Source organism: Thalassospira mesophila (assembly GCF_002115755.1).
GTDB lineage: Bacteria > Pseudomonadota > Alphaproteobacteria > Rhodospirillales > Thalassospiraceae > Thalassospira > Thalassospira mesophila.
In genome coordinates, this window is sequence record NZ_JFKA01000008.1 from 56832 (window position 1) to 76283 (window position 19452).

The 19452-nt window shown below is 54.8% G+C and carries 17 protein-coding genes; 12 read left to right on the forward strand and 5 right to left on the reverse strand.

Going from position 1 to position 19452, the window contains the following annotated elements:
- Positions 1 to 39: 39 nt before the first annotated feature.
- The 4 genes from TMES_RS16125 (at position 40) to TMES_RS16140 (ending at position 3947) form a co-directional block, all read left to right on the forward strand.
- Positions 40 to 1212 (forward strand): aspartate aminotransferase family protein, encoded by a 1173-nt coding sequence (locus TMES_RS16125; protein ID WP_342746319.1) that lies wholly within the window; start codon positions 40 to 42, stop codon positions 1210 to 1212.
- An 11-nt stretch (positions 1213 to 1223) separates the two neighbouring features.
- Entirely contained in the window at positions 1224 to 2141 is a 918-nt protein-coding gene (gene argF, locus TMES_RS16130; RefSeq protein WP_085584405.1) for an ornithine carbamoyltransferase, read from the forward strand.
- 94 nt (positions 2142 to 2235) lie between these two features.
- Positions 2236 to 3213, forward strand: a complete 978-nt coding sequence (hslO, locus tag TMES_RS16135) for an Hsp33 family molecular chaperone HslO (protein ID WP_085584407.1) — start codon at positions 2236 to 2238, stop codon at positions 3211 to 3213.
- A 137-nt stretch (positions 3214 to 3350) separates the two neighbouring features.
- On the forward strand, positions 3351 to 3947 hold the full coding sequence (locus TMES_RS16140; RefSeq protein ID WP_085584580.1) for a hypothetical protein: 597 nt from the start codon (positions 3351 to 3353) through the stop codon (positions 3945 to 3947).
- A gap of 120 nt (positions 3948 to 4067) precedes the next feature.
- Here the strand turns inward: TMES_RS16140 and TMES_RS16145 are convergent, their stop codons facing one another.
- Positions 4068 to 4667: an NADPH-dependent F420 reductase gene (locus tag TMES_RS16145; RefSeq protein ID WP_085584582.1), complete on the reverse strand. Its 600-nt coding sequence runs from the start codon at positions 4665 to 4667 to the stop codon at positions 4068 to 4070.
- 147 nt (positions 4668 to 4814) lie between these two features.
- On the opposite strand from TMES_RS16145, the gene TMES_RS16150 reads away from it, so the two are divergent.
- From TMES_RS16150 to TMES_RS16170, 5 genes are all read left to right on the forward strand, one after another.
- Complete coding sequence (locus TMES_RS16150; RefSeq protein ID WP_085584409.1) at positions 4815 to 5714, forward strand: LysR family transcriptional regulator; 900 nt, start codon at positions 4815 to 4817, stop codon at positions 5712 to 5714.
- A gap of 139 nt (positions 5715 to 5853) precedes the next feature.
- Entirely contained in the window at positions 5854 to 6324 is a 471-nt protein-coding gene (locus TMES_RS16155) for a DUF305 domain-containing protein (RefSeq protein WP_211275937.1), read from the forward strand.
- Positions 6325 to 6500: 176 nt separating this feature from the next.
- Positions 6501 to 7955 (forward strand): YncE family protein, encoded by a 1455-nt coding sequence (locus TMES_RS16160; RefSeq protein ID WP_211275938.1) that lies wholly within the window; start codon positions 6501 to 6503, stop codon positions 7953 to 7955.
- Between the two features lie 125 nt (positions 7956 to 8080).
- On the forward strand, positions 8081 to 8623 hold the full coding sequence (locus TMES_RS16165; protein WP_211275939.1) for a sigma-70 family RNA polymerase sigma factor: 543 nt from the start codon (positions 8081 to 8083) through the stop codon (positions 8621 to 8623).
- The gene (locus TMES_RS16170) at positions 8620 to 9420 is read left to right on the forward strand and encodes an anti-sigma factor family protein (protein ID WP_085584413.1); all 801 of its coding nucleotides are present in this window, start codon (positions 8620 to 8622) and stop codon (positions 9418 to 9420) included. The genes TMES_RS16165 and TMES_RS16170 overlap by 4 nt, the downstream gene beginning before the upstream one ends.
- Before the next feature lie 65 nt (positions 9421 to 9485).
- Here TMES_RS16170 and TMES_RS16175 read toward each other — a convergent pair whose 3' ends face one another.
- The 4 genes from TMES_RS16175 to acs form a co-directional block, all read right to left on the reverse strand.
- Positions 9486 to 10340, reverse strand: coding sequence for a universal stress protein (locus TMES_RS16175; protein WP_085584415.1), 855 nt, complete (start codon positions 10338 to 10340; stop codon positions 9486 to 9488).
- Positions 10341 to 10353: 13 nt separating this feature from the next.
- On the reverse strand, positions 10354 to 11844 hold the full coding sequence (locus tag TMES_RS16180; protein ID WP_085584417.1) for a SulP family inorganic anion transporter: 1491 nt from the start codon (positions 11842 to 11844) through the stop codon (positions 10354 to 10356).
- A gap of 387 nt (positions 11845 to 12231) precedes the next feature.
- Positions 12232 to 14385, reverse strand: coding sequence for a methyl-accepting chemotaxis protein (locus TMES_RS22815; protein ID WP_158091253.1), 2154 nt, complete (start codon positions 14383 to 14385; stop codon positions 12232 to 12234).
- 317 nt (positions 14386 to 14702) lie between these two features.
- Positions 14703 to 16646, reverse strand: a complete 1944-nt coding sequence (gene acs, locus TMES_RS16195) for an acetate--CoA ligase (protein WP_085584423.1) — start codon at positions 16644 to 16646, stop codon at positions 14703 to 14705.
- 352 nt (positions 16647 to 16998) lie between these two features.
- On the opposite strand from acs, the gene TMES_RS23420 reads away from it, so the two are divergent.
- From TMES_RS23420 to def, 3 genes are all read left to right on the forward strand, one after another.
- Complete coding sequence (locus TMES_RS23420) at positions 16999 to 17130, forward strand: hypothetical protein (RefSeq protein ID WP_281253490.1); 132 nt, start codon at positions 16999 to 17001, stop codon at positions 17128 to 17130.
- A gap of 58 nt (positions 17131 to 17188) precedes the next feature.
- A complete protein-coding gene (locus TMES_RS16200; RefSeq protein WP_245835485.1) occupies positions 17189 to 18727 on the forward strand; it encodes a DNA recombination protein RmuC in 1539 nt (512 codons plus the stop codon).
- Positions 18728 to 18912: 185 nt separating this feature from the next.
- Positions 18913 to 19431: a peptide deformylase gene (gene def, locus TMES_RS16205; protein ID WP_085584425.1), complete on the forward strand. Its 519-nt coding sequence runs from the start codon at positions 18913 to 18915 to the stop codon at positions 19429 to 19431.
- The last annotated feature ends 21 nt before the right edge of the window (positions 19432 to 19452 follow it).

Consider the following 19452-nt stretch of genomic DNA (forward strand, 5'->3'; position numbering starts at 1 on the left):
GTCAGGAATGGAATTTTACCCTAATCGAGGAAATAAACCGTGATTACACCCGTCATGCCGACCTATGCGCGGGCCGATTTGGCCTTTGAGAAAGGTGAAGGACCTTATCTCTATGCGCAGGATGGGCGACGATTCCTCGATTTCGGGTCGGGTGTGGCCGTAAACTGTTTGGGCCATGCGCATCCGCATCTGGTGGAAGCGATTACCGAACAGGCCAAAAAGGTTTGGCATACCTCGAACCTGTACCGCGTACCGGGCCAGGAAAAACTGGCGCAGCGCTTTGTCGAGCATACATTTGCCGATACCGTGTTTTTCTGCAATTCCGGGGCTGAAGCCAACGAAGCGGGCTTGAAAATGCTGCGCCGCTATCAGTATGTGAACGGTCATTCTGAAAAGAATCGCATTCTGGTTGCCAGCAATGCTTTTCATGGCCGGACCATTGGCACATTAACCGCCGGGGCCAGTGACAAATACCGCGAAGGTTTTGGGCCGATGCCCGAAGGGTTTGACCGGGTGGCGTTTGGCAATTTAAATGAATTGCGCAATGCCATTACCGAAAAAACCGCCGGTATCCTGGTGGAACCCATTCAGGGTGAAGGCGGCATTATGCCTGCCCCGGAAGGGTATCTGGAAGGGTTGCGCAAGGCGGCTGACGAATATGGCCTGCTGGTGATGTTTGACGAAGTGCAAACCGGCATTGGCCGGACTGGCAAGCTGTTTGCCTATGAATGGTCCAATATGCTGCCCGACATTATTTCTTCGGCCAAGGGGCTTGGCGGGGGCTTTCCGGTCGGCGCACTTTTGGCCAATGAAAAGGCCGCTGCGGCCTTAACACCGGGCATGCACGGTTCCACCTTTGGCGGTAATCCGCTGGCGATGGCGGCGGCAAATGCGGTGCTGGACGAAGTTTTAAAGCCGGGATTTTTTGATAACGTTCTGGCCATGAGCAAATTGATCCGTGACGGGTTGGCGAAAATTTCCGCCAAACATCCCGGTTTCATTGACGAGGTGCGTGGCACCGGCTTGCTTTTGGGCATGAAAATGGTCCCGAATAATGGTGATGTGGTGGTCAAACTGCGCGACCAAAACCTGCTGACGGTTCCGGCAGGCGACAATGTTGTGCGGCTGTTGCCGCCGTTAAACATCACAAAAACCCAGGTGGACGAGGCGCTGGCGGCGATTGAAGCCGTGGCGGCTGCCTTTACCTCGTAAGGAATGATTTAATGACGGATATCAGACATTTTCTGGATATCGAAGGCATGTCCACTGGGACGCTGCACGATATTCTGGCGTTGGGAGACAACGAAAAGGCAGGCAAGGCCCCGTTTGGGGCCAAGCCGCTGGCAGGCAAAACGCTGGCGCTGATTTTTGAAAAGCCTTCAACCCGAACCCGGGTTTCGTTTGAAGTCGGGATGCGCCAGCTGGGCGGCGATGTTGTCGTGCTCGATGCTGCAAGCAGCCAGCTTGGCCGGGGGGAAAGCATTGCCGATACCGCGCGTGTTCTGTCGCGCTATGTCGATGCCATTATGATCCGCACCACCGATGAATCCAAACTTTTGGAACTGGCACAATATGCCACGGTGCCGGTGATTAACGGCTTGACCGATCAAAGCCACCCCTGCCAGATCATGGCGGATTTGATGACGGTGCGCGAACATAAAGGCAAGCTTGAAGGGCTGAAATTTGCCTGGGTTGGCGATGGTAACAATGTTTCGACATCGATGATCCATGCGACGTCAAAATTCGGCTTTTCGCTTGATATGGCGTGTCCGGTTGGCTATCGCCCGCAGCAAGGGCTGATTGAAGCGGCAAATGCGGCGGGTGGAAAAGTCCGTCTGACTGAATTTAACGATGCCCTTTCGGGGGCCGATATTGTGGTCACTGATTGCTGGGTTTCCATGGGCGACAAGGATTATGATGCCCGCATGGCGGCCTTAACCCCCTATCAGATCAATGATGCGGCGATGGCGAAAGCGGCTAAGGATGCTATTTTCATGCATTGCCTGCCTGCGCACCGCAACGAAGAAGTGACCGATGCCGTCATTGATGGCCCGCAATCTGTGGTGTTTGACGAAGCTGAAAATCGTCTGCATGCACAAAAGGGCATTCTGCTATACTGCTTTAACGGCTTGCCAGCATAAGATTTCGTCCTAGATTAGGGACAGATTTCGGGGCGGACAGCAATGTTCGCCCCTTTGGCATTTGAAATGAAATTGCAACCATCGGAACCTGATCATGCAAGTTGCTGTCGATTTTTGTCAGCCCTTTACGCTGGACCATTCCAACATTCGTGGCCGCTTTGCCCGCCTCGGGCCGAGCGTGCAAACCATTGTCGGGCAGCATAACTATCCTGCGCTGGCAAATGACCTGCTGGCTGAAATCGTCGCGCTGGCGGTTTTGTTGTCATCCGCCCTGAAATATGAAGGGCTTTTTACCCTTCAGACATCATCTGACGGGCCGATCAGCATGATGGTGGTGGATGTGGACAGCGATGGCAACATCCGCGCCTGTTTGCGGGTCGATGAAGACCGGCTAAACGCCATGATCGCTGCCGAAGAAGGTGGCGAAGATGCGTTGCGCGGCAAGGTTCATAAACTGATGGGGCATGGGCATATTGCCTTTACCGTCGATCAGGGCGACGACCATGAACGCTATCAGGGCATTGTGTCGCTGGAAGGCGAAACCCTGTCGGAATGTGCCGAATCCTATTTCAAGCAGTCCGAACAGCTTGAAACCGCGTTCAAGATGGAAGTCCATCGTGGCGACACCGACCGCGAATGGTGGGTTGGTGGCATGTTTGTGCAACGCCTGCCCGGCAGTGCATCGGGCGATGCGCTAACCCCCGAACAGGATGCCGAATGGCAGGATAACTGGAACCGCGCCAAAATTTTGATGGCCAGTGCCACCGCGACCGAACTGGTTGATATTTCGCTTTCGGCGCATGATTTGATCTGGCGGTTGTTTCATGACGAAGAACCGCGTGTGTTTGACCAGGACCATTTGCAGTTCAAATGCCGCTGTTCGCGCCATAAAATCGAAGGGGCGCTGGCATCCTATCCGCTGGAAGAATTGCTCGACATGCGCGAAGCCCATACCGGCGAAGTCGGTGTGACGTGCCAGTTCTGCAATACCCATTACGGTTTTAACGAAGCCGACCTGCGGACGTTAAAAGCCGATAATGCCGCAGAAGATGCAGCCGGTTCTAACGCGTAAAGACCAAAAAAGCCTGTAATGCCAACATGGTCACAGGCTTGCCTTAATCATTCTTCATCCTCACGATGACAAATAACAGGGCCGGGGACGTATCCCCGGTTCCTTTTATGACGATAAATGTTTTGGAGAACGGGGTAATGATGGGGTTGTCTATGCGTGGCATGAGCCTGGCCTTGGCAGGTGGAATGGCGATGATGATGGCGGCGTGTACCAGCGCGCCTGTGCAAACCTACCCCGATGTCACCTGGCGGCACTTGCAACCTATTGCGTTTTCGGCCGGGCCGATTGAAAAAGTAGCGGCGTATGGCGTGCCTGCGGCCAATGATTTGCAGCCCGACCTGCCGTTTGATCTGGGCCGCATGGCCATGAACTGGCCCGACGACCGGTTACAGACCGTCGGCACCAACGACATTTTACGCTACAGCGTCACTGACGCCGAAATTACCACCGCCAACCTTAAAACCAAAAGCGGCCTAAGCGGCATGTTCACCGATGACCAGTCGCAAAAGGTTGACCTTAAGGTCGGTGCGAAGCTTGAACTGATGTCGGAAGATGGCACGCCCAAGGGCGAAGTGGCCGCTGTGGTTGAACGCAGCCGGACCCTGTCAGAATCGATGTCGGTAGCAGAGCGTGAAAAAGCAATTTACGACGAAACAGCCGCCCTTTTGATGGATCTTGACCGCGAACTGGACAAGCAAATTCACAAAAATCTGGCACGGTATGTTTTGAAATAACCCTGCCGGGTGTGGTTGCAACGGCATGAAAGCCTGTAGCCGAAAAACCATATTTATACAGCATTGCGGACGGCCCGTTATTTGATGGGCCGTCCGTTTTTTTATAATGCGTCTATATAATTATGAAGCGAACTTGATCAGGTTTTGAAAAACAAGCTCGTTTCTTGCCTGAATAAGTTTGCCGCCTTCGGCGATCTTGCCCAGTTCGATCGGGGCAAAGCCAAGGTCGCTTGCCATCGCCGCGATTGTGGTGCTGGCATCGGCATGATCGCTGGCAACAAAAATCACGCGACGCCCCCCGTCGGGCACAGGTGCGGCAAGGCCCTGCATGGGCAATTGGTTAAATGCCTTAACCAGTTTGGCCCCCGGAACGTGGTTTGCATTTACCTCTGATGACAAACGGCCTTGCAATTCGCGTTCCTGAACTTCCACCGGTAAAAAGGCAGCGTTGGTAACATCAACGACAATTTTGCCGGTCCAGTCCGCACGCAATGCACCGACCTTTTTAAAATCGAGAAACTGGACGGCCAATATAATAATATCGGCGTCAAGCGCCTGATCGATGCTGGCGGCAGTTACAGTGCCCCCGATTTCTGCGGCCGATTTGGCGGCCCCTTCAACACCACGGGTATTGGCGATCAGAACGTCGATGCCGTTTTGGGCGAAAAAACCCGCCAGTGTCGTGCCGACGCTGCCGGTGCCAATAATGCTGTATGTCATTTCACGATCCATTCAATTCGCTGGGAAGGCCATGGCAGGGGCCTTCGCGGCAGGAGATAACTTGATATCCCCGATATCTAGCGACGTTGAGCCATCGTGTTAATTGACGTAATATCGCTAATTGTCATCTGGTTTATAGATAGTGATATGCTCGACAATGTAACAATCAACCAATTGCGGACGTTTGTGGCGGTGTGTGATGCCGGAAGTTTTTCGGGTGCCGCACAGGAGCTTTTGCGCGCCCAATCCGCCGTCAGCCATGCCGTTGCCGCCCTTGAAAAGGCGTTGGGGGTTGAGCTTTTTGAGCGCGGGTCGCGGCGCGCAGCGTTAAGTGCGGCGGGGCGCAACCTTGTGGCCGATGCACGGGCGGTTATTGCCCGGACCGAAGAAATGAAAACCCGCGCCCGCACCGTGATAGAGGTTGGCGCGCCGCAGCTTTCAATTGCTGCAGATGTTTATTTTCCCAGAAAGAAGTTGATCAAAAGCCTGCAAACCTTGCAAAGCCTGTGGCCCACCGTTGCCATAAACCTGCAAATGACAACAATGCAGGCGGGCGAGGCGCTGGTGCTGGAAGGGGATTGTGCTTTCGCACTTACAATTTCTGATGTGCCGGAACTAAAACCCGCGGCCATTGAACGCAATTGGCTGTGCGTGGCACCCATGGTTACCGTTTGTGCGCCAGACCATCCCTTGGCCAACGCGCCGTCGCCGGTTTCGCGCGATGCGTTTGGCTGCCATATCCAGCTTGTTGTGACCGACAATCAGCCCGGTGCGGAAAAAACCCAAATGTCGGTGGCGGGCGAGCGTCGCTGGCGGGTCAACGACCTTGGTGCCAAACATGATTTTCTGATCGCCGGGCTGGGTTGGGGGCATATGCCGCTTGATCTGGTTGCCGATGATCTGGCGTCTGGAAAATTAATCAAAATTGATCGTCACGCATGGCATTTGCACGATCTGACTTTCATGACGTCGCATCGGCGCGGACATAAACCCTCGCCCTGTGAAGCCCAATTAATTGCCCTGCTGACGGCGGCAGAGCCGCGTTAGGAATCGCCAAATATCAGTTGGGATCGGGGGCCGCCCCGAGGGGGATATGCCTTAAAAATCAAAAAATATCATCAGCGATGGAATAATCGGCCTGGCCACCTGTCTAACTATTATCACATCCCAGACAGGAGCCCGCCCCATGACCCTCGCCCGATTTGTAAGCCGCCATATTGGTGGTGCCCTGCTATCGTTTGTTGTGCTGGGCGGTGGCATTGCGTTCGCCCATAACGGCGTTGATCACAGCAAACCGCAACCCGACGCCGTATCGGGTATGGCAATGGCAAGTCCTGCCGCGTCTGACCCTGCCGAAAGCGAAAATCTCGCTCATGAACAGCCGTTTTTGCAGGGCAACGAAGCCGCAATGACCAAAATGATGGCCGGGATGAATGTACAAGCCACCGGCGACATTGACCGCGACTTTGTGGCGATGATGGCGCCGCATCATCAAGGTGCGATTGATATGTGCGTTGCCTTTTTGCCCTATGCCCAAAACCCGCAGCTTAAACGCCTGTGTCAGGAAATTATCGTGACGCAGCAACAGGAAATTGCCGCGATGTTTCTCGCCATTGGCAAAGACCTTCCCCCGTCGACCCCCGCGCCAACCCGTTAGATCAATCGGTTTCATCCCGCCTGGAATGTGCAGGGCTTTCCACCTTCACATTCTGTATCCGGGGCCGGGTCACTTTTCCCGCCCGGCCCCGGTTTGGCCGTTTTCATTTTACGCCCTCCCCAAAAACGCCGTCCAATCCCTTTCTTTCCCCCATCCTGTAAATGTCTGGAAACCTCATGAAACGTTTATTCGCCTCAACCTTTTTAACCTGTAGCCTGTTTGCCGGGGCCAGTGCGGCCTTGGCCGGGCAGGCCCCGCTGGCCGATACGGCAAAGGATATTCCGATCAGCCATCACGACCGGGTTTATGCCGCCGAACAGTTTTCCAACACGGTTTCCGTGGTCGACCCGGCAGATAATAAATTGCTGGGTGTTATTCGCCTGGGTGACCCGCAGCCGCGCAATTTAAGCCCGCTTTATCGCGGGCAGGTGCTGGTGCATGGCATGGGCTTTGCGCCCGATCATAAAACACTGGCCGTTGTTGCCGTTGGCAGCAATTCGATTTCTTTTATCGATACCGCGACCAACAGTGTCAAACACACCACCTATCTGGGTCGCTCCCCGCACGAGGCATTTTACACCCCCGATGGCAAGGAAGTGTGGGTTACCATTCGCGGGGAAGATTATGTTTCCGTGATTGATGCCGCCACGTTCGAGGAAAAAACCCGCATCAAAGTGCCTGCCGGGCCGGGCATGCAGATCTTTTCACCCGACGGTAAATACGGCTATGTCTGTTCATCGTTTAACCCCGAAACACTGGTGATTTCGGTCGCCGATCATAAGGTGGTAGGTCACATCAAACAGGCCAGCCCGTTTTGCCCCAATATTGCCGCCAGCCCCGATGGCAAACAGGTGTGGTTTACGCTTAAAGACATTGGCAAGGTGCAGGTATTTAATGCCCGCCCGCCCTTTGACGTGATCAAAACCATTGATACCGGGCCTATCACCAACCACGTTAATCTGGTCCATAACGCCAAGGGCACCTTTGCCTATGTCACCATTGGCGGGTTGAACCAGGTGAAGGTTTTTAATGCGAAAACGTTTGAACAGGTGGCAACCGTACCGGTCGGAAAATTGCCACATGGCCTGTGGCCGTCGGGCGATGGCACGCGGATTTATGTGGGGCTGGAAAATGCCGATGCCCTGGCCGCGATTGATACCCTGATCAACAAGGTGGTGGCGACCATTCCGGTGGGGCAGGCCCCGCAGGCGGTGAATTATGTGCCCGGTGCCGTTACCAGTGGCGATGGCATGGCAAATTTGCAGCCGTTGGGTGAAACTGATCAGGCGGTGCAGTTTGTGTTGCATCCGGTGGGCGATACCGACCACCAGCCCACCAGTGTGTCCCTGTTTGATCAGGGCCTGACGCAGGTGGTTCAGGCATCGGTAAGCGGGCTGGAACCCAAAAAGGATTATGTCCTGGCATTGTCCAACCATGCCGATGGTAGCGGGGCGTTGCAGGCGATTGCGGCCTTTAAGGCCAACCCGGTTGGCGCGGGCATTGTTAACGCGCTTGGCCCCATTCGCCAGCTTGTTCAGGGCGAGGAAGGGGTTGCCAAACGCTATCTGGTTATTGCCAGTGGCACGGTTGGTAATATTGGCAAGCCGGTTCAGGTGCAGGCCGCGGACTAGCCCTGTTTAAGCGATGAGGTGCTGCCCGGTGCCAACCGCGTCAACCGGCGCCGGGCAGCATGTTTTAGCACCTTGAGTCAAAAACAGGCATACTCGACCAACAGTCCGGGCCGGAGGCCAGCGTGATGCATGACGACGAGATGACCAGACGGATCGCGCCACTTATTCCGGCATTGCGCCGTTATGCGCGCGCCCTGATGAAAAATCCGGCGATGGCCGATGATCTGGTGCAAGATTGCCTGGAACGGGCGATCAGCCGCTGGCATCAGCACCGTGTTGATGGCAATACCCGCACATGGATGTTTACCATTTTGCATAATCTGGCGGTGAATAACTGGCAGCAGGCCCGTTTTCGCGGTGTGCATGTGACAATTGACGATGTCGGCGATGCCGCATTTTCACATCCGCCACAGCAGGACGAAAACCTGCATTTACAGGATGTGATGGCAGCACTGGAACAATTGCCCGATGATCAGCGCAGTGTTGTTTTGCTGGTATCGGTCGAGGATTTATCCTATGCCGATGCCGCCAAGGTGCTGGGTGTGCCGGTGGGCACGGTGATGTCGCGTTTGTCACGCGGGCGCGAACGCCTGCATCAAATCCTTGCCGGTGCCGCAAATGGCACGGTAGAAAACCCCCACGGACCAGCCTTGCGGAGGGTGAAATGAGCGACCGGCCGATCACCGAAGATGACCTTCATGCCTATGTTGACCTTGCGCTGGACGCCGCACGCCACGGCGAGGTTGAACGCTATCTGGCGCGCCACGAAGATGTTGCCGCCCGGGTTGCCGGATACCGCAAAGACCGCGATCTTTTGCGCAACGCCTTTGCCCGCGTGGCCGAGGAACCCGTACCATCGCGCCTGAATGTGGACCGCATGATCGCACAGCGCCACGCATCGCGCTATCAGGTGTGGCAACTGGCCGTTGCCGCAATGGTGATGCTGGTGGTGGGGGTGGCTGGGGGCTGGTCGTTGCATGGGCAATGGGGCCCGCCTGTTGCAGTGGTGGCCGCAGGCCCTGCAAGCGGCATTGCCGCCCTGGCAAGCGAGGCAGCAGACAGCTATGCCGTTTATGCGCCCGACAGTTTTCGCCCGGTCGAAATGCGCGCTGATGACAGTGCCGATTTTGTGCGCTGGGCATCACAACGATTATCGCACCCGGTGCGCGTGCCCGACCTTGCCCCGGCGGGGTACCGGTTTATGGGCGGGCGGATCATTGCAACCGCGCATGGGCCGGCTGCCATGCTGATGTATGATGACGATAAAGGCGTTCGGCTGGTGATGCTGACACGCCCGATGGAGATTGATCAAAACGCGCCCATGACCAGCAGCCACCGGGGTGACCTTGGCGGGTATAGCTGGGCGGACAAGGGGCTGGGATATAGCGTGGTTGCTCCGCTGGGGGATGGTTTGTTGCATCCGCTGGCCGATGAAATCCGCCGTCAGCTGGGCCGTGATATTTGATAAAGATAAGGCGTGCGAACCTGAACGGTTGCACGCCTTGTATCGTTTGCCGACTGCCATAAGGCCTAGCGAAACAGCATCACCGGCACATGGCAGGACCGCACCATTTCGGTGGTGGTGCTGCCAATGATCAGGTTGCGAATGCGTGAATGGCCATAGGCCCCCATCACCAGCAAATCATAGCCGTCTTTTTCAATCCGGGTTTTGATCACGGTTTCTGCATTGCCCTTTTCAATCGCACTTTCGGTGTCGATCCCGGCATTTTGCAAAATCGCAACCGCGTCTTCCAGGGTCTGGCGTGCGTCGTTGTTTAACTCGCCCGCAGACAAAAGCAGGCAGGAAAGTCCTTTAAACACTTTGCTTTGGGCAATGTGATCAATGGCTTTCATCACGCTGGGGCCACCGTCAAAGGCGATGACGAATTTTTCAATCGGCTTGAACGCGCGCGATGTCACCATGATCGGCTTGGTTGCCGCACGCACCACACGTTCGAGATTGGACCCTAAATGCATTTTGGCGAAATCGGCGGCTTCACCGCGTTTGCCAATAATGATCAGGTTGGTGTCTTTTTCAAATTCGGCAATGGCTTCGATAAGGTCGCCGTGACGCAGCTTGGTGCCAACTTCGGCAATGCCCTGGCTTTCCAGTTGCGCCTTGGCCTCGGCCAGTAACAAACGGCCATGTTTTAAGGCCAGCTTGGCTTTTTGTTCGTCAAGATCAGCGAGTTCCTGCAACAGGGCACTGCGCGCACCCAGTTGCAGGTTGCCGCTGAAATCGGCATTTTCACCGCTGGCATGGCGGCGACCCAAGACATGCATCAAATCAACAGATGCCCCGGCACGCCCGGCGATCCAGGCGGCGTGGTCACAAACGCTGTGCGAATAAACCGACCCGTCGATCAGTGCGATCAAATGTGTCATCGGATATGTTCCCTTAATGCCCCATCAGGCGTTCAAATGCGCCGGGTTTATCGTGAAGGGCCAGTTTATCGACAATGGTTTCACTGGCGTCATTGAGGCCAATCAATTCCACATCGGCCCCTTCGCGGCGGAATTTAAGCACCACCATATCAAGTGCGGACACACTGGAAATATCCCAGATATGCGCATGGCTGACATCAATCACGACTTTATCCAGGGCTTCTTTAAAATCAAAGGCCTGGGTGAATTTTTCAGCTGATGCAAAGAAAATCTGCCCTTCAACATGATAGGTGCGGGTGGCACCATCGGTTGAAATTTCGCTGCGGATGCGGAAAATTTGCGAGATTTTCCAGGCAAAGAAAATACCCGACAGCAAAACACCCACCAGAACGCCGATGGCCAGATTATGGGTGGCAACCACCACAACCACGGTTGACAGCATAACAGCGGACGAACTGCGGGGATGGGTTTTAAGGTTTTTGATCGACGACCAGCTAAAAGTACCGATCGATACCATGATCATGATGGCAACCAGGGCCGCCATCGGAATGATCCGCACCAGATCGCCCAGAACCACAATCAGGATCAGCAGAAAAACACCGGCCAGAAAGGTCGATAACCGGCCACGGCCCCCTGATTTAACGTTAATCACGGATTGGCCGATCATGGCACAGCCTGCCATCCCGCCAATAAAGCCGGTGCAGAAATTGGCAATGCCCTGACCATAACATTCGCGGATACGGTTGCTCGGCGTGTCGGTCAGATCATCGACAATCGATGCCGTCATCAGCGATTCAAGCAGGCCCACGGCCGCCACCCCTGCCGAATAGGGCAGAATGATCAGCAATGTATCAAGGTTGAACGGCACATTGGGGATCATGAAGGCCGGGAAGGCATCGGGCAGTTTGCCCATGTCGCCAACAGTGTGGAAGTCCGAAGTGATAAACAGCGAAATGGTGGTCAAAACCACAATCGCGACCAGGGGCGATGGCACCACCTTGGTCAGGCGCGGGAACAGGTAAATAATGGCAAGGCCCCCGGCCACCATCACATAGGTCACCCACGGCACATTGGTCAGCTCTGGCAATTGCGCCATGAAAATCAAAATCGCCAGCGCGTTAACAAAGCCGGTCATCACCGATTTCGAAACAAACTTCATCAAATTGCCCAGCCGCAGCACGCCTGCGACCATTTGCAAAATACCCGCCAGCACGGTTGCCGCCAAAAGATAATCCAGCCCGTATTCCCGAACCAGCGACCCCATCAACACGGCCGTTGCCGCCGTTGCTGCCGAGATCATGCCGGGCCGACCGCCAAAAATGGAGGTAATCACGGCAATGGAAAAAGACGCAAACAGGCCAACTTTCGGGTCAACCCCGGCGATGATGGAAAAAGCGATGGCTTCAGGGATCAAGGCCATCGCCACAACCATGGCCGACAAGACGTCGCCCCGAATATTGCCCAGCCACTCGGCGCGTAGTTTTGGTAGGAAATCTGTGTTCACAGGAATATCTCCAGTCGTCCCCCGTCCCGCAGTCCGTGCTGCGGGTCGTCATTTTATTGGAATGTACGAAATCGTGAAATGGATTGTGAAATGGTCGGTCAGGTGCCTTGCCGGTTGCACACGCGGGTTGCGCCGGGAAAAGGGGTTCCGTCGCAGTGACATCGCGGCAATGAATGTGTGGCACCTTACATCAAACCAAAATCCGTCATTATTCAAATCAAATGCTGCGGCGCAGCGGGTTGTATCTAGCGCAATTTTGATCAAAAAACAACCATGCCGCTGGTTTGTGCGGGGATGCGACACAGCAAAAACCGGGCCTTTTCAATGCAAAGACCCGGTTTTATATAATGTTATTAATTCGCTATGGCAGGGGCATGTTTTTGCCGTTCAGTCGCGATCCTGAATTTCAGCAAGAAAACCATCGATCTCGCGCCGTAAATTATCGGCCTGCCGGGCCAGACTATCGGCAGCGATGGTGACATCGGCGGTGGCGGTTTCGCTGCGTTTGGCGGCATCGCCCACCCCGGCAATATTGCGGGTAACTTCATCGGTCCCTTGCGCGCTTTGCTGGGTATTACGCGCAATATCGCGGGTAGCAGCCCCTTGTTGTTCGACCGATGCGGCAATGGTGGTGCCGATGGTGTTAATATCGCCAATCACCTCGGAAATCGCCTGCATCGAAAGCACAGCTTCGCGGGTGGCATCCTGAATGGTGATAATCTGATCGCTGATTTCGCTGGTGGCCCGGCTGGTTTGCGATGCCAGCGATTTAACCTCGCCCGCAACCACGGCAAATCCCTTGCCGGCATCTCCGGCCCGTGCGGCCTCGATGGTGGCGTTTAACGCCAACAGGTTGGTTTGCCCGGCAATATCGTTAATCAGGGTAACAACTTCGCCAATACGATCGGCACTTTGCGCCAGGGTTTTAACCAGGTTGTTGCTTTCGTTGGTGCGGGTAACGGCCCCTTGGGCAATGTCGCTGGATTTATGGACCTGATCGCTGATTTCCAAAATGGATGCCGATAATTGTTCGGCGGCAGATGCAACCGATTTGACATTGCCCGATGCCTGGCGCGCCGCCACAATAACATTGTTGCTGAGAAGGTTGGTCTGGGCCACGGTTTCGCCCATCACACCGGCACTGGTCCGCATCGATTGTGATGCCTGTTGCACCGATGCCAGCGCTTGGTCGCTGCGGCTGCGGAATTTATCGATTGAACGGCGAATTTCGTCGGCGCGGTCCAGCTTGCGTTGGCTTTCGGCTTCGCGTTCGGCAGTCAGGCGGGCATTTTCGCGCAAATTGGTACGAAACAGGGCCAAAGTTTCAAAAATGCGGCCAACCGCATTGCGGCTGCCCGGTGCGGGGATGGCAATATCAAGCTCGCCCTGTGCCAAACGTTCCATCAGTGCTACCGCCTGGGTCAGCGGGCGGGTAATGCCGCGCCCCAATGACAGGCCCACCAGTATGGCGACTGCCGCCACCCCCACTAGTAACATCAGTGAAAAATTACGCATCCAGATGGCAGGGGCGAAAATTTCGTCGCTGTCAATTTCGGCGACGATGGCCCATTTGGTGTTTTCAAATGTCATTGGCACATAGGACGACACCACGCTGGCCGAACGATAGTTCAAATCTTCCATCGTGCCGGTTTTGCCCGACAATGCATCGCGCACCTGTTTGGTGTCGATCTTGCGGTTCAGGCTGGTGCTTTCGCTGCCCATGCGGCTGTCATTGCGCATCAGCAAATCCTGACCAACCAGATAAACTTCGCCGCTTTGGCCCAGTCCTTCGCTTTGTTGCAAAACATCGTTTATGCGGGCGGCCGGAATTTCGACGGCAAAAACACCGACCCGGCTTTTGCCGTCATCGCTAAAAACCGGGGTTGCCAAAAAGGCGTTGCCGGTGTTTTCGGCGGGCTGATACAGGCTGAAATCCTCGAACGCGATGTGTCCGGGCATGGCTGTGCTTGCTGTTTTATACGCCCGGCCCAATCCGGTTTGCGCCCACGCGCCATTGGCAACATTACTGGCGAAATCGGGGCGCTTGGCCTCGGAATACAAAACCGCGCCATCGTTATTAATCAGGAAAATGTCGGCGTAACCGCGTTCATGCAGCAGTTTATCCATCCATGGATGATACTGGTGATGGATATCAGACCAGGTAGAGCCATCTTTGGCCTGCAACAACTGATCGCGCTGGTTTGCCGGGTTGGGGTTTTGGCTGATATACAGGTTTTGCAGGGTTTTTTCCGGGTAATTGCCCAAATCGGACCAGGCAAACGAAAACAGTTTCATCGCCTGGCGAATGGCGGGGCTATCAGCCTGAATAAGCAAATCCTGCCGGACAGAGCCCAGATATTGTGCCAGTTCGCTTTGGCGTGAATTGGCAAGGGCATAAAGTTTGTCGGTCGCCCCTTCATTGAGGGCGTTGCGGGCAATGACATAGCTTGAAATGGCTGTAATGGCGGTGGCCAATATCGCGATCAGGGCAATGACAGTGGGAATAACCCGGCGTAATGACATTTTGGCTAGAAAACCCACGATATATCTTCCCGTTCGTTGCGACGCTCGTCATAGGCCGAACGCGCCTTATTAATCCGATGCCTAAGGTTTTATCTGGGGCATCGCGGGTTCGGGGAAATCAAATCTGTGTGCTGCCAAAGTGATCTAAATGTGAACGATCATTCCAAAACCTTGCGTGGCAACATGCGGCGCATTATCGACCGGGAATTTTGTTGCGGTTCTCCGGGCTGAATTTGGGTTGGCAGCGGCGGTGAGAGAATATGCTTTAACCACGAAAAAGGACGGCATCCGTTAAAGATGCCGTCCTTAATGTCGCTGCCGATAAAACCGTATGCTTAGCGGTTCTGGCGGTTATCGATCAGGTCATCGACCACGCCGGGATCGGCCAAGGTCGAGGTGTCGCCAAGCTGGTCATATTCGTTGGCGGCAATTTTGCGCAAGATACGACGCATGATTTTGCCCGACCGGGTTTTGGGCAGGCCCGGTGACCATTGCAGGTAATCGGGGCTGGCAATCGGGCCAATTTCCTTGCGCACCCATTTCACCAGTTCGGCGCGCAATTCCTCGGTTGGTTCTTCATCGGCATTAAGCGTGACATAGGCATAAATGCCCTGTCCCTTAATGTCGTGCGGTACCCCGACAACGGCGGCTTCGGCAACCTTGGGGTGGGCAACAAGCGCGCTTTCCACTTCGGCGGTGCCCATGCGGTGGCCCGAAACGTTGATCACGTCATCCACGCGGCCGGTGATCCAGTAATATCCGTCTTCATCGCGGCGTGCGCCGTCGCCCGTGGTGTAAACACCCGGAAAGGCCGAAAAATACGTCTGGATGAAACGTTCATGGTCGCCATAAACCGTGCGCATCTGGCCCGGCCAGCTATATTTGATCACAAGGTTGCCGTCGGTGGCACCCTCAAGTTCCTTGCCTTCATGATCAAGGAGGGCAGGTTCAATGCCGAAAAATGGCACGCTGGCCGAACCCGGTTTCAAATCGGTGGCGCCGGGCAGCGGCGAAATCAGGATGCCGCCGGTTTCGGTTTGCCACCAGGTATCAACAATCGGGCATTTCCGCTTGCCAACATGTTCATGATACCATTCCCATGCTTCGGGGTTAATCGGTTCACCGACCGAACCCAGAATGCGCAGCGACGACAGATCGGCCTTATCAACCCAGTCGGCCCCTTCACGCATCAGGGCGCGAATGGCAGTCGGTGCGGTATAGAAAATATTGACCTTGTGCTTTTCGCACACTTGCCAGAAACGCGAGGCATCGGGGTAGCTGGGCACACCTTCAAACATCAGGGTGGTGGCCCCATTGGCCAGCGGGCCATAGACAATATAGCTGTGCCCGGTGACCCAGCCGACATCGGCGGTACACCAGTAAATATCGCCATCGTGATAATCAAACACATATTGATGCGTCATCGACGCATAAACCAGATACCCGCCCGAGGTGTGCAAAACACCCTTCGGCTTGCCGGTCGAGCCAGATGTGTAAAGCACAAACAACGGGTCTTCGGCGTTAATCTCGGTCGGCGGGCAATCGGGCGATGCGGCATCGCAGACATCCTGATACCAGACGTCGCGCGCGTCATTCCACGGAATGTCCTTGCCGGTATGTTTGACCACAACCAGCTTTTCCACGGTTTTGATACCGGGATGGGACAGGGCCTCGTCGGCATTGCGTTTAAGGGCAACACCACGTCCGCCACGCAAACCTTCGTCCGATGTAATTACGACCTTGGCGCCGCAATCTTCGACACGGCCCGCCAGCGCCTCGGGCGAGAAACCGCCAAACACGATCGAATGGATGGCACCAATGCGTGCGCAGGCCAGCATGGAGACAGCGGCGGCGGGGATCATCGGCAGGTAAATGACAACCCGGTCGCCTTTGTTAACACCCATGGATTTAAGGGCATTGGCAAAACGGCAAACACGTTCATGCAGATCTTTATAGGTGATGTGTTCGGAAACTGACGGGTCGTCACCTTCAAAAATGATCGCGGTTTGGTCGCCGCGCGTCGCAAGGTGGCGGTCCAGGCAGTTCGCCGCAACGTTCAGTGTGCCGTCTTCATACCATTTGATATAAAGATTGTGCGGGTCATAACTGACGTTTTTGACCTTGGTGTAAGGCTTGATCCAGTCAATGCGCTTGCCGTGTTCGCCCCAGAAGCCTTCCGGATCCTCGACCGATTGTTTGTACATGGCATCGTATTTGGCCTTGTCGATCAAGGCGCCTTTGGCGATTTCCTCGGAGACGGGATAAACGTTCGCAGACATTGTTAAGCCTCTTGTTCGTTTCCTGTGGTCGGTCACGGTTTTCAGGGGCCGTTTGCAACACGGCATCGTGGCCGACGCCAACCCCTGCTTTTTTCCGGCTAACCGATTGATGTGGCCGTTTTATGGTTCACCGAAATCATCCTGATACCCGGTGGTTACGCCGTCAATCGCTGGCCTTTGTCTTATTCCATGCTAGCGGCCTGAACCGTTGCAGGAAATACAACTTAAGACGGGGGCAAAGCGCCCGGCCGGGGCAACGCGATGTGATGGCGCAAAAACAGGGCTGCGGGAAAATTTCTGGCGTCGGTTAATTATCTCGTTGAAACATAGGTGAATTTTACGGAAATTTCCAGTGAAGGTTGCGTCTTTGCGCGGCGCAGCCCTGCATTACGATCTGTGCGGCCAGTTCCTTAATGTCATTGTCGTTGCCTTGAAAATCCGGTTGGAAATGAAAATGCCGCTTTCCCCGCGTCCTGGAAGATGAACTTTGCCAAATAACGGGATGGCTGCTGGATTTGATGGAACAAAACAGATACAAGCAGATGATATTGCAATCAGATGGTGTGGTTATGGATCCGGTTTCTCTTGCCGTGGGTGGCATTGCGGTTTTGGTGGTGTCGCTAATTTTCAGTGTGCAGTTGGTTAAACGCGCGCGGGACTCGGCCAGGGCTGAGGCCGAGGCGCACAATGCCCTGCTGGCAGCACAACTGGAACAGACCGAAGCAACCCGGCGCGACCTTGCCACCGAGCTGGCGCAATTGCGCGACCGTTTTGATGCCGCATCGGAAAAACGTGCGATTGCCGAAACCACAGCCAACCGGGTGCCGGGGCTGGAAGGTGAAATTCGCGAATTGCGGAGCTCGCTGGAGCATTGGCGCGAAAAAGGCGCCGAGCTTGAAACCTCGCTGGAAAAAGAACGCGAAGCCGCGCAGGAAAAGCTGCAAATGCTTGATGATGCGCGGGTCAAGTTGCTTGATAGTTTCAAGGCGCTGTCGTCCGATGCCCTGAAAATCAACAATGACGAGTTCATGAAAATGGCGCGCGAAAACTTCTCGCGTCTTCAGGAAGGGGCCAAGGGCGACCTTGAAAAACGCCAGCAGGCGATTGACGGGTTGGTAAAACCCATCCGGGAACGGCTGGAAGCCTTTGATGTCAAGGTTAATGAGCTTGAAAATTCACGCAAGCAAGCCTATGGCGAGTTGCGTGAACAGGTGGGGTCGCTGGTAACATCGCAACAGCGCCTGTCACGCGAAACGCAAACGTTAAGTTCTGCCTTGCGGTCCAGTTCGTCAGTTTCGGGCAAGTGGGGCGAATTGCAGCTTAAGCGCATTGTCGAGCTTTCGGGCATGCTCAACCATTGTGATTTCGAAGAACAGGTTCACTTTAAAACCGATGAAGGCGACCAGAAACCCGACATGGTGATTCGCCTGCCGGGCGGTAAAAACATTGTTGTTGATGCCAAGGCCCCGACATCGGCCTATCTCGAAGCGATTGAAGAAAAATACGATGATGACCGCCGCGAAGCCCTGATGACGACCTATGTTGCCAATGTGCGCAAGGTTATTACCGGCCTTTCCAAGAAATCATACTGGAAATCGGTTAATTCGCCGGAATTTGTGGTGCTGTTTTTGCCCGGTGAAAGCTTTTTTTCAGCAGCATTAGAGCGTGACCCCAGCCTGATCGAAGACAGTTTCCGCGACGGGGTGATTTTGGCAACGCCGACCACGCTTTTGGGCCTGTTAAAGGCGGTGGCTTATGGCTGGCGCCAGGAAGCCCTGGCCGATAATGCCCGCGACATTAGCGAAATTGGCCAGCAACTGTTTGACCGGTTAGGCGCACTTGCCAAAAACTTTACCGCGATGGGCAAATCGCTTGAAGGCACGGTCAGACATTACAACAAAACACTCGGCTCGCTGGAAAGCTCGGTTCTGGTTTCGGCCAAGCGCTTGAAGGAAAAACATATTGTTGCTGATGACCGCGAGATTGATCAACCGTTACAGTCTGAAACCCATGTGCGCCAATTGAGCAAGCCGGAACTGACGGCGGACTTGCTCGAAGACGGCGACGCATCTAAGGCCTGATCCTGATCCTGAGACGGATGTGTTGTTACGGGCCTTGCAAGGGGTGGCAGGGCATCTTTGTTGGGGGGACAGGGACGGACTTCTTGACTCCCATAACTTGCGGTCTTATCTCCAAGCCCGACTTATATTATATTGAAGCCGTTCCATTGGGGGCGGTTTCATCTTTTGCATCCGGAAAACCTGACATGGCCTTGCGCGAAATTCTTATCGTTCCTGATCCTCGCTTAAAGCAGGAATGCGACCCGGTATCCGAGGTGAATGACGACATTCGCCAGATTCTCGATGATATGCTCGAAACCATGTATGACGCGCCGGGCATTGGCCTTGCCGGTCCGCAAATTGGCGTGATGAAACGCCTGATCGTGCTGGATGTTTCCGAAGATAAGGAAACGCCCGCCCCCCTGAAAATGGTGAACCCCGAAATCATCTGGGAATCGGAAGATTGCGCGGTCTATCAGGAAGGCTGCCTGTCGATCCCCGATCAATATGCCGATGTCGAACGCCCGCTTGAAGTGGGTGTGCGCTACCTTGACGAAAACGGCAAGGAACACGAGATCGAGGCAGACGGATTGCTGGCAACCTGTATCCAGCACGAGGTTGACCATCTCGATGGCATCCTGTTCACCGATTATCTGAGCGCGCTGAAACGCAACATGATCCTGAAAAAGGTCATCAAGCTGCAAAAATCCAAAAAATCAGCCTGAAAAGTTCCCCGATTTTTCACG

Bases quoted from the DNA above. Each gene is read 5' to 3' on its own strand.
- hslO (WP_085584407.1), top strand. From the start codon at position 2,236: ATGCAAGTTGCTGTCGATTTTTGTCAGCCCTTTACGCTGGACCATTCC.
- argF (WP_085584405.1), top strand. From the start codon at position 1,224: ATGACGGATATCAGACATTTTCTGGATATCGAAGGCATGTCCACTGGG.
- TMES_RS16155 (WP_211275937.1), top strand. From the start codon at position 5,854: ATGACCCTCGCCCGATTTGTAAGCCGCCATATTGGTGGTGCCCTGCTA.
- TMES_RS16170 (WP_085584413.1), top strand. From the start codon at position 8,620: ATGAGCGACCGGCCGATCACCGAAGATGACCTTCATGCCTATGTTGAC.
- TMES_RS16145 (WP_085584582.1), bottom strand. From the start codon at position 4,667: ATGACATACAGCATTATTGGCACCGGCAGCGTCGGCACGACACTGGCG.
- acs (WP_085584423.1), bottom strand. From the start codon at position 16,646: ATGTCTGCGAACGTTTATCCCGTCTCCGAGGAAATCGCCAAAGGCGCC.
- def (WP_085584425.1), top strand. From the start codon at position 18,913: ATGGCCTTGCGCGAAATTCTTATCGTTCCTGATCCTCGCTTAAAGCAG.
- TMES_RS16200 (WP_245835485.1), top strand. From the start codon at position 17,189: ATGATATTGCAATCAGATGGTGTGGTTATGGATCCGGTTTCTCTTGCC.
- TMES_RS16140 (WP_085584580.1), top strand. From the start codon at position 3,351: ATGATGGGGTTGTCTATGCGTGGCATGAGCCTGGCCTTGGCAGGTGGA.
- TMES_RS16150 (WP_085584409.1), top strand. From the start codon at position 4,815: ATGCTCGACAATGTAACAATCAACCAATTGCGGACGTTTGTGGCGGTG.
- TMES_RS16160 (WP_211275938.1), top strand. From the start codon at position 6,501: ATGAAACGTTTATTCGCCTCAACCTTTTTAACCTGTAGCCTGTTTGCC.
- TMES_RS16165 (WP_211275939.1), top strand. From the start codon at position 8,081: ATGCATGACGACGAGATGACCAGACGGATCGCGCCACTTATTCCGGCA.
- TMES_RS16175 (WP_085584415.1), bottom strand. From the start codon at position 10,340: ATGACACATTTGATCGCACTGATCGACGGGTCGGTTTATTCGCACAGC.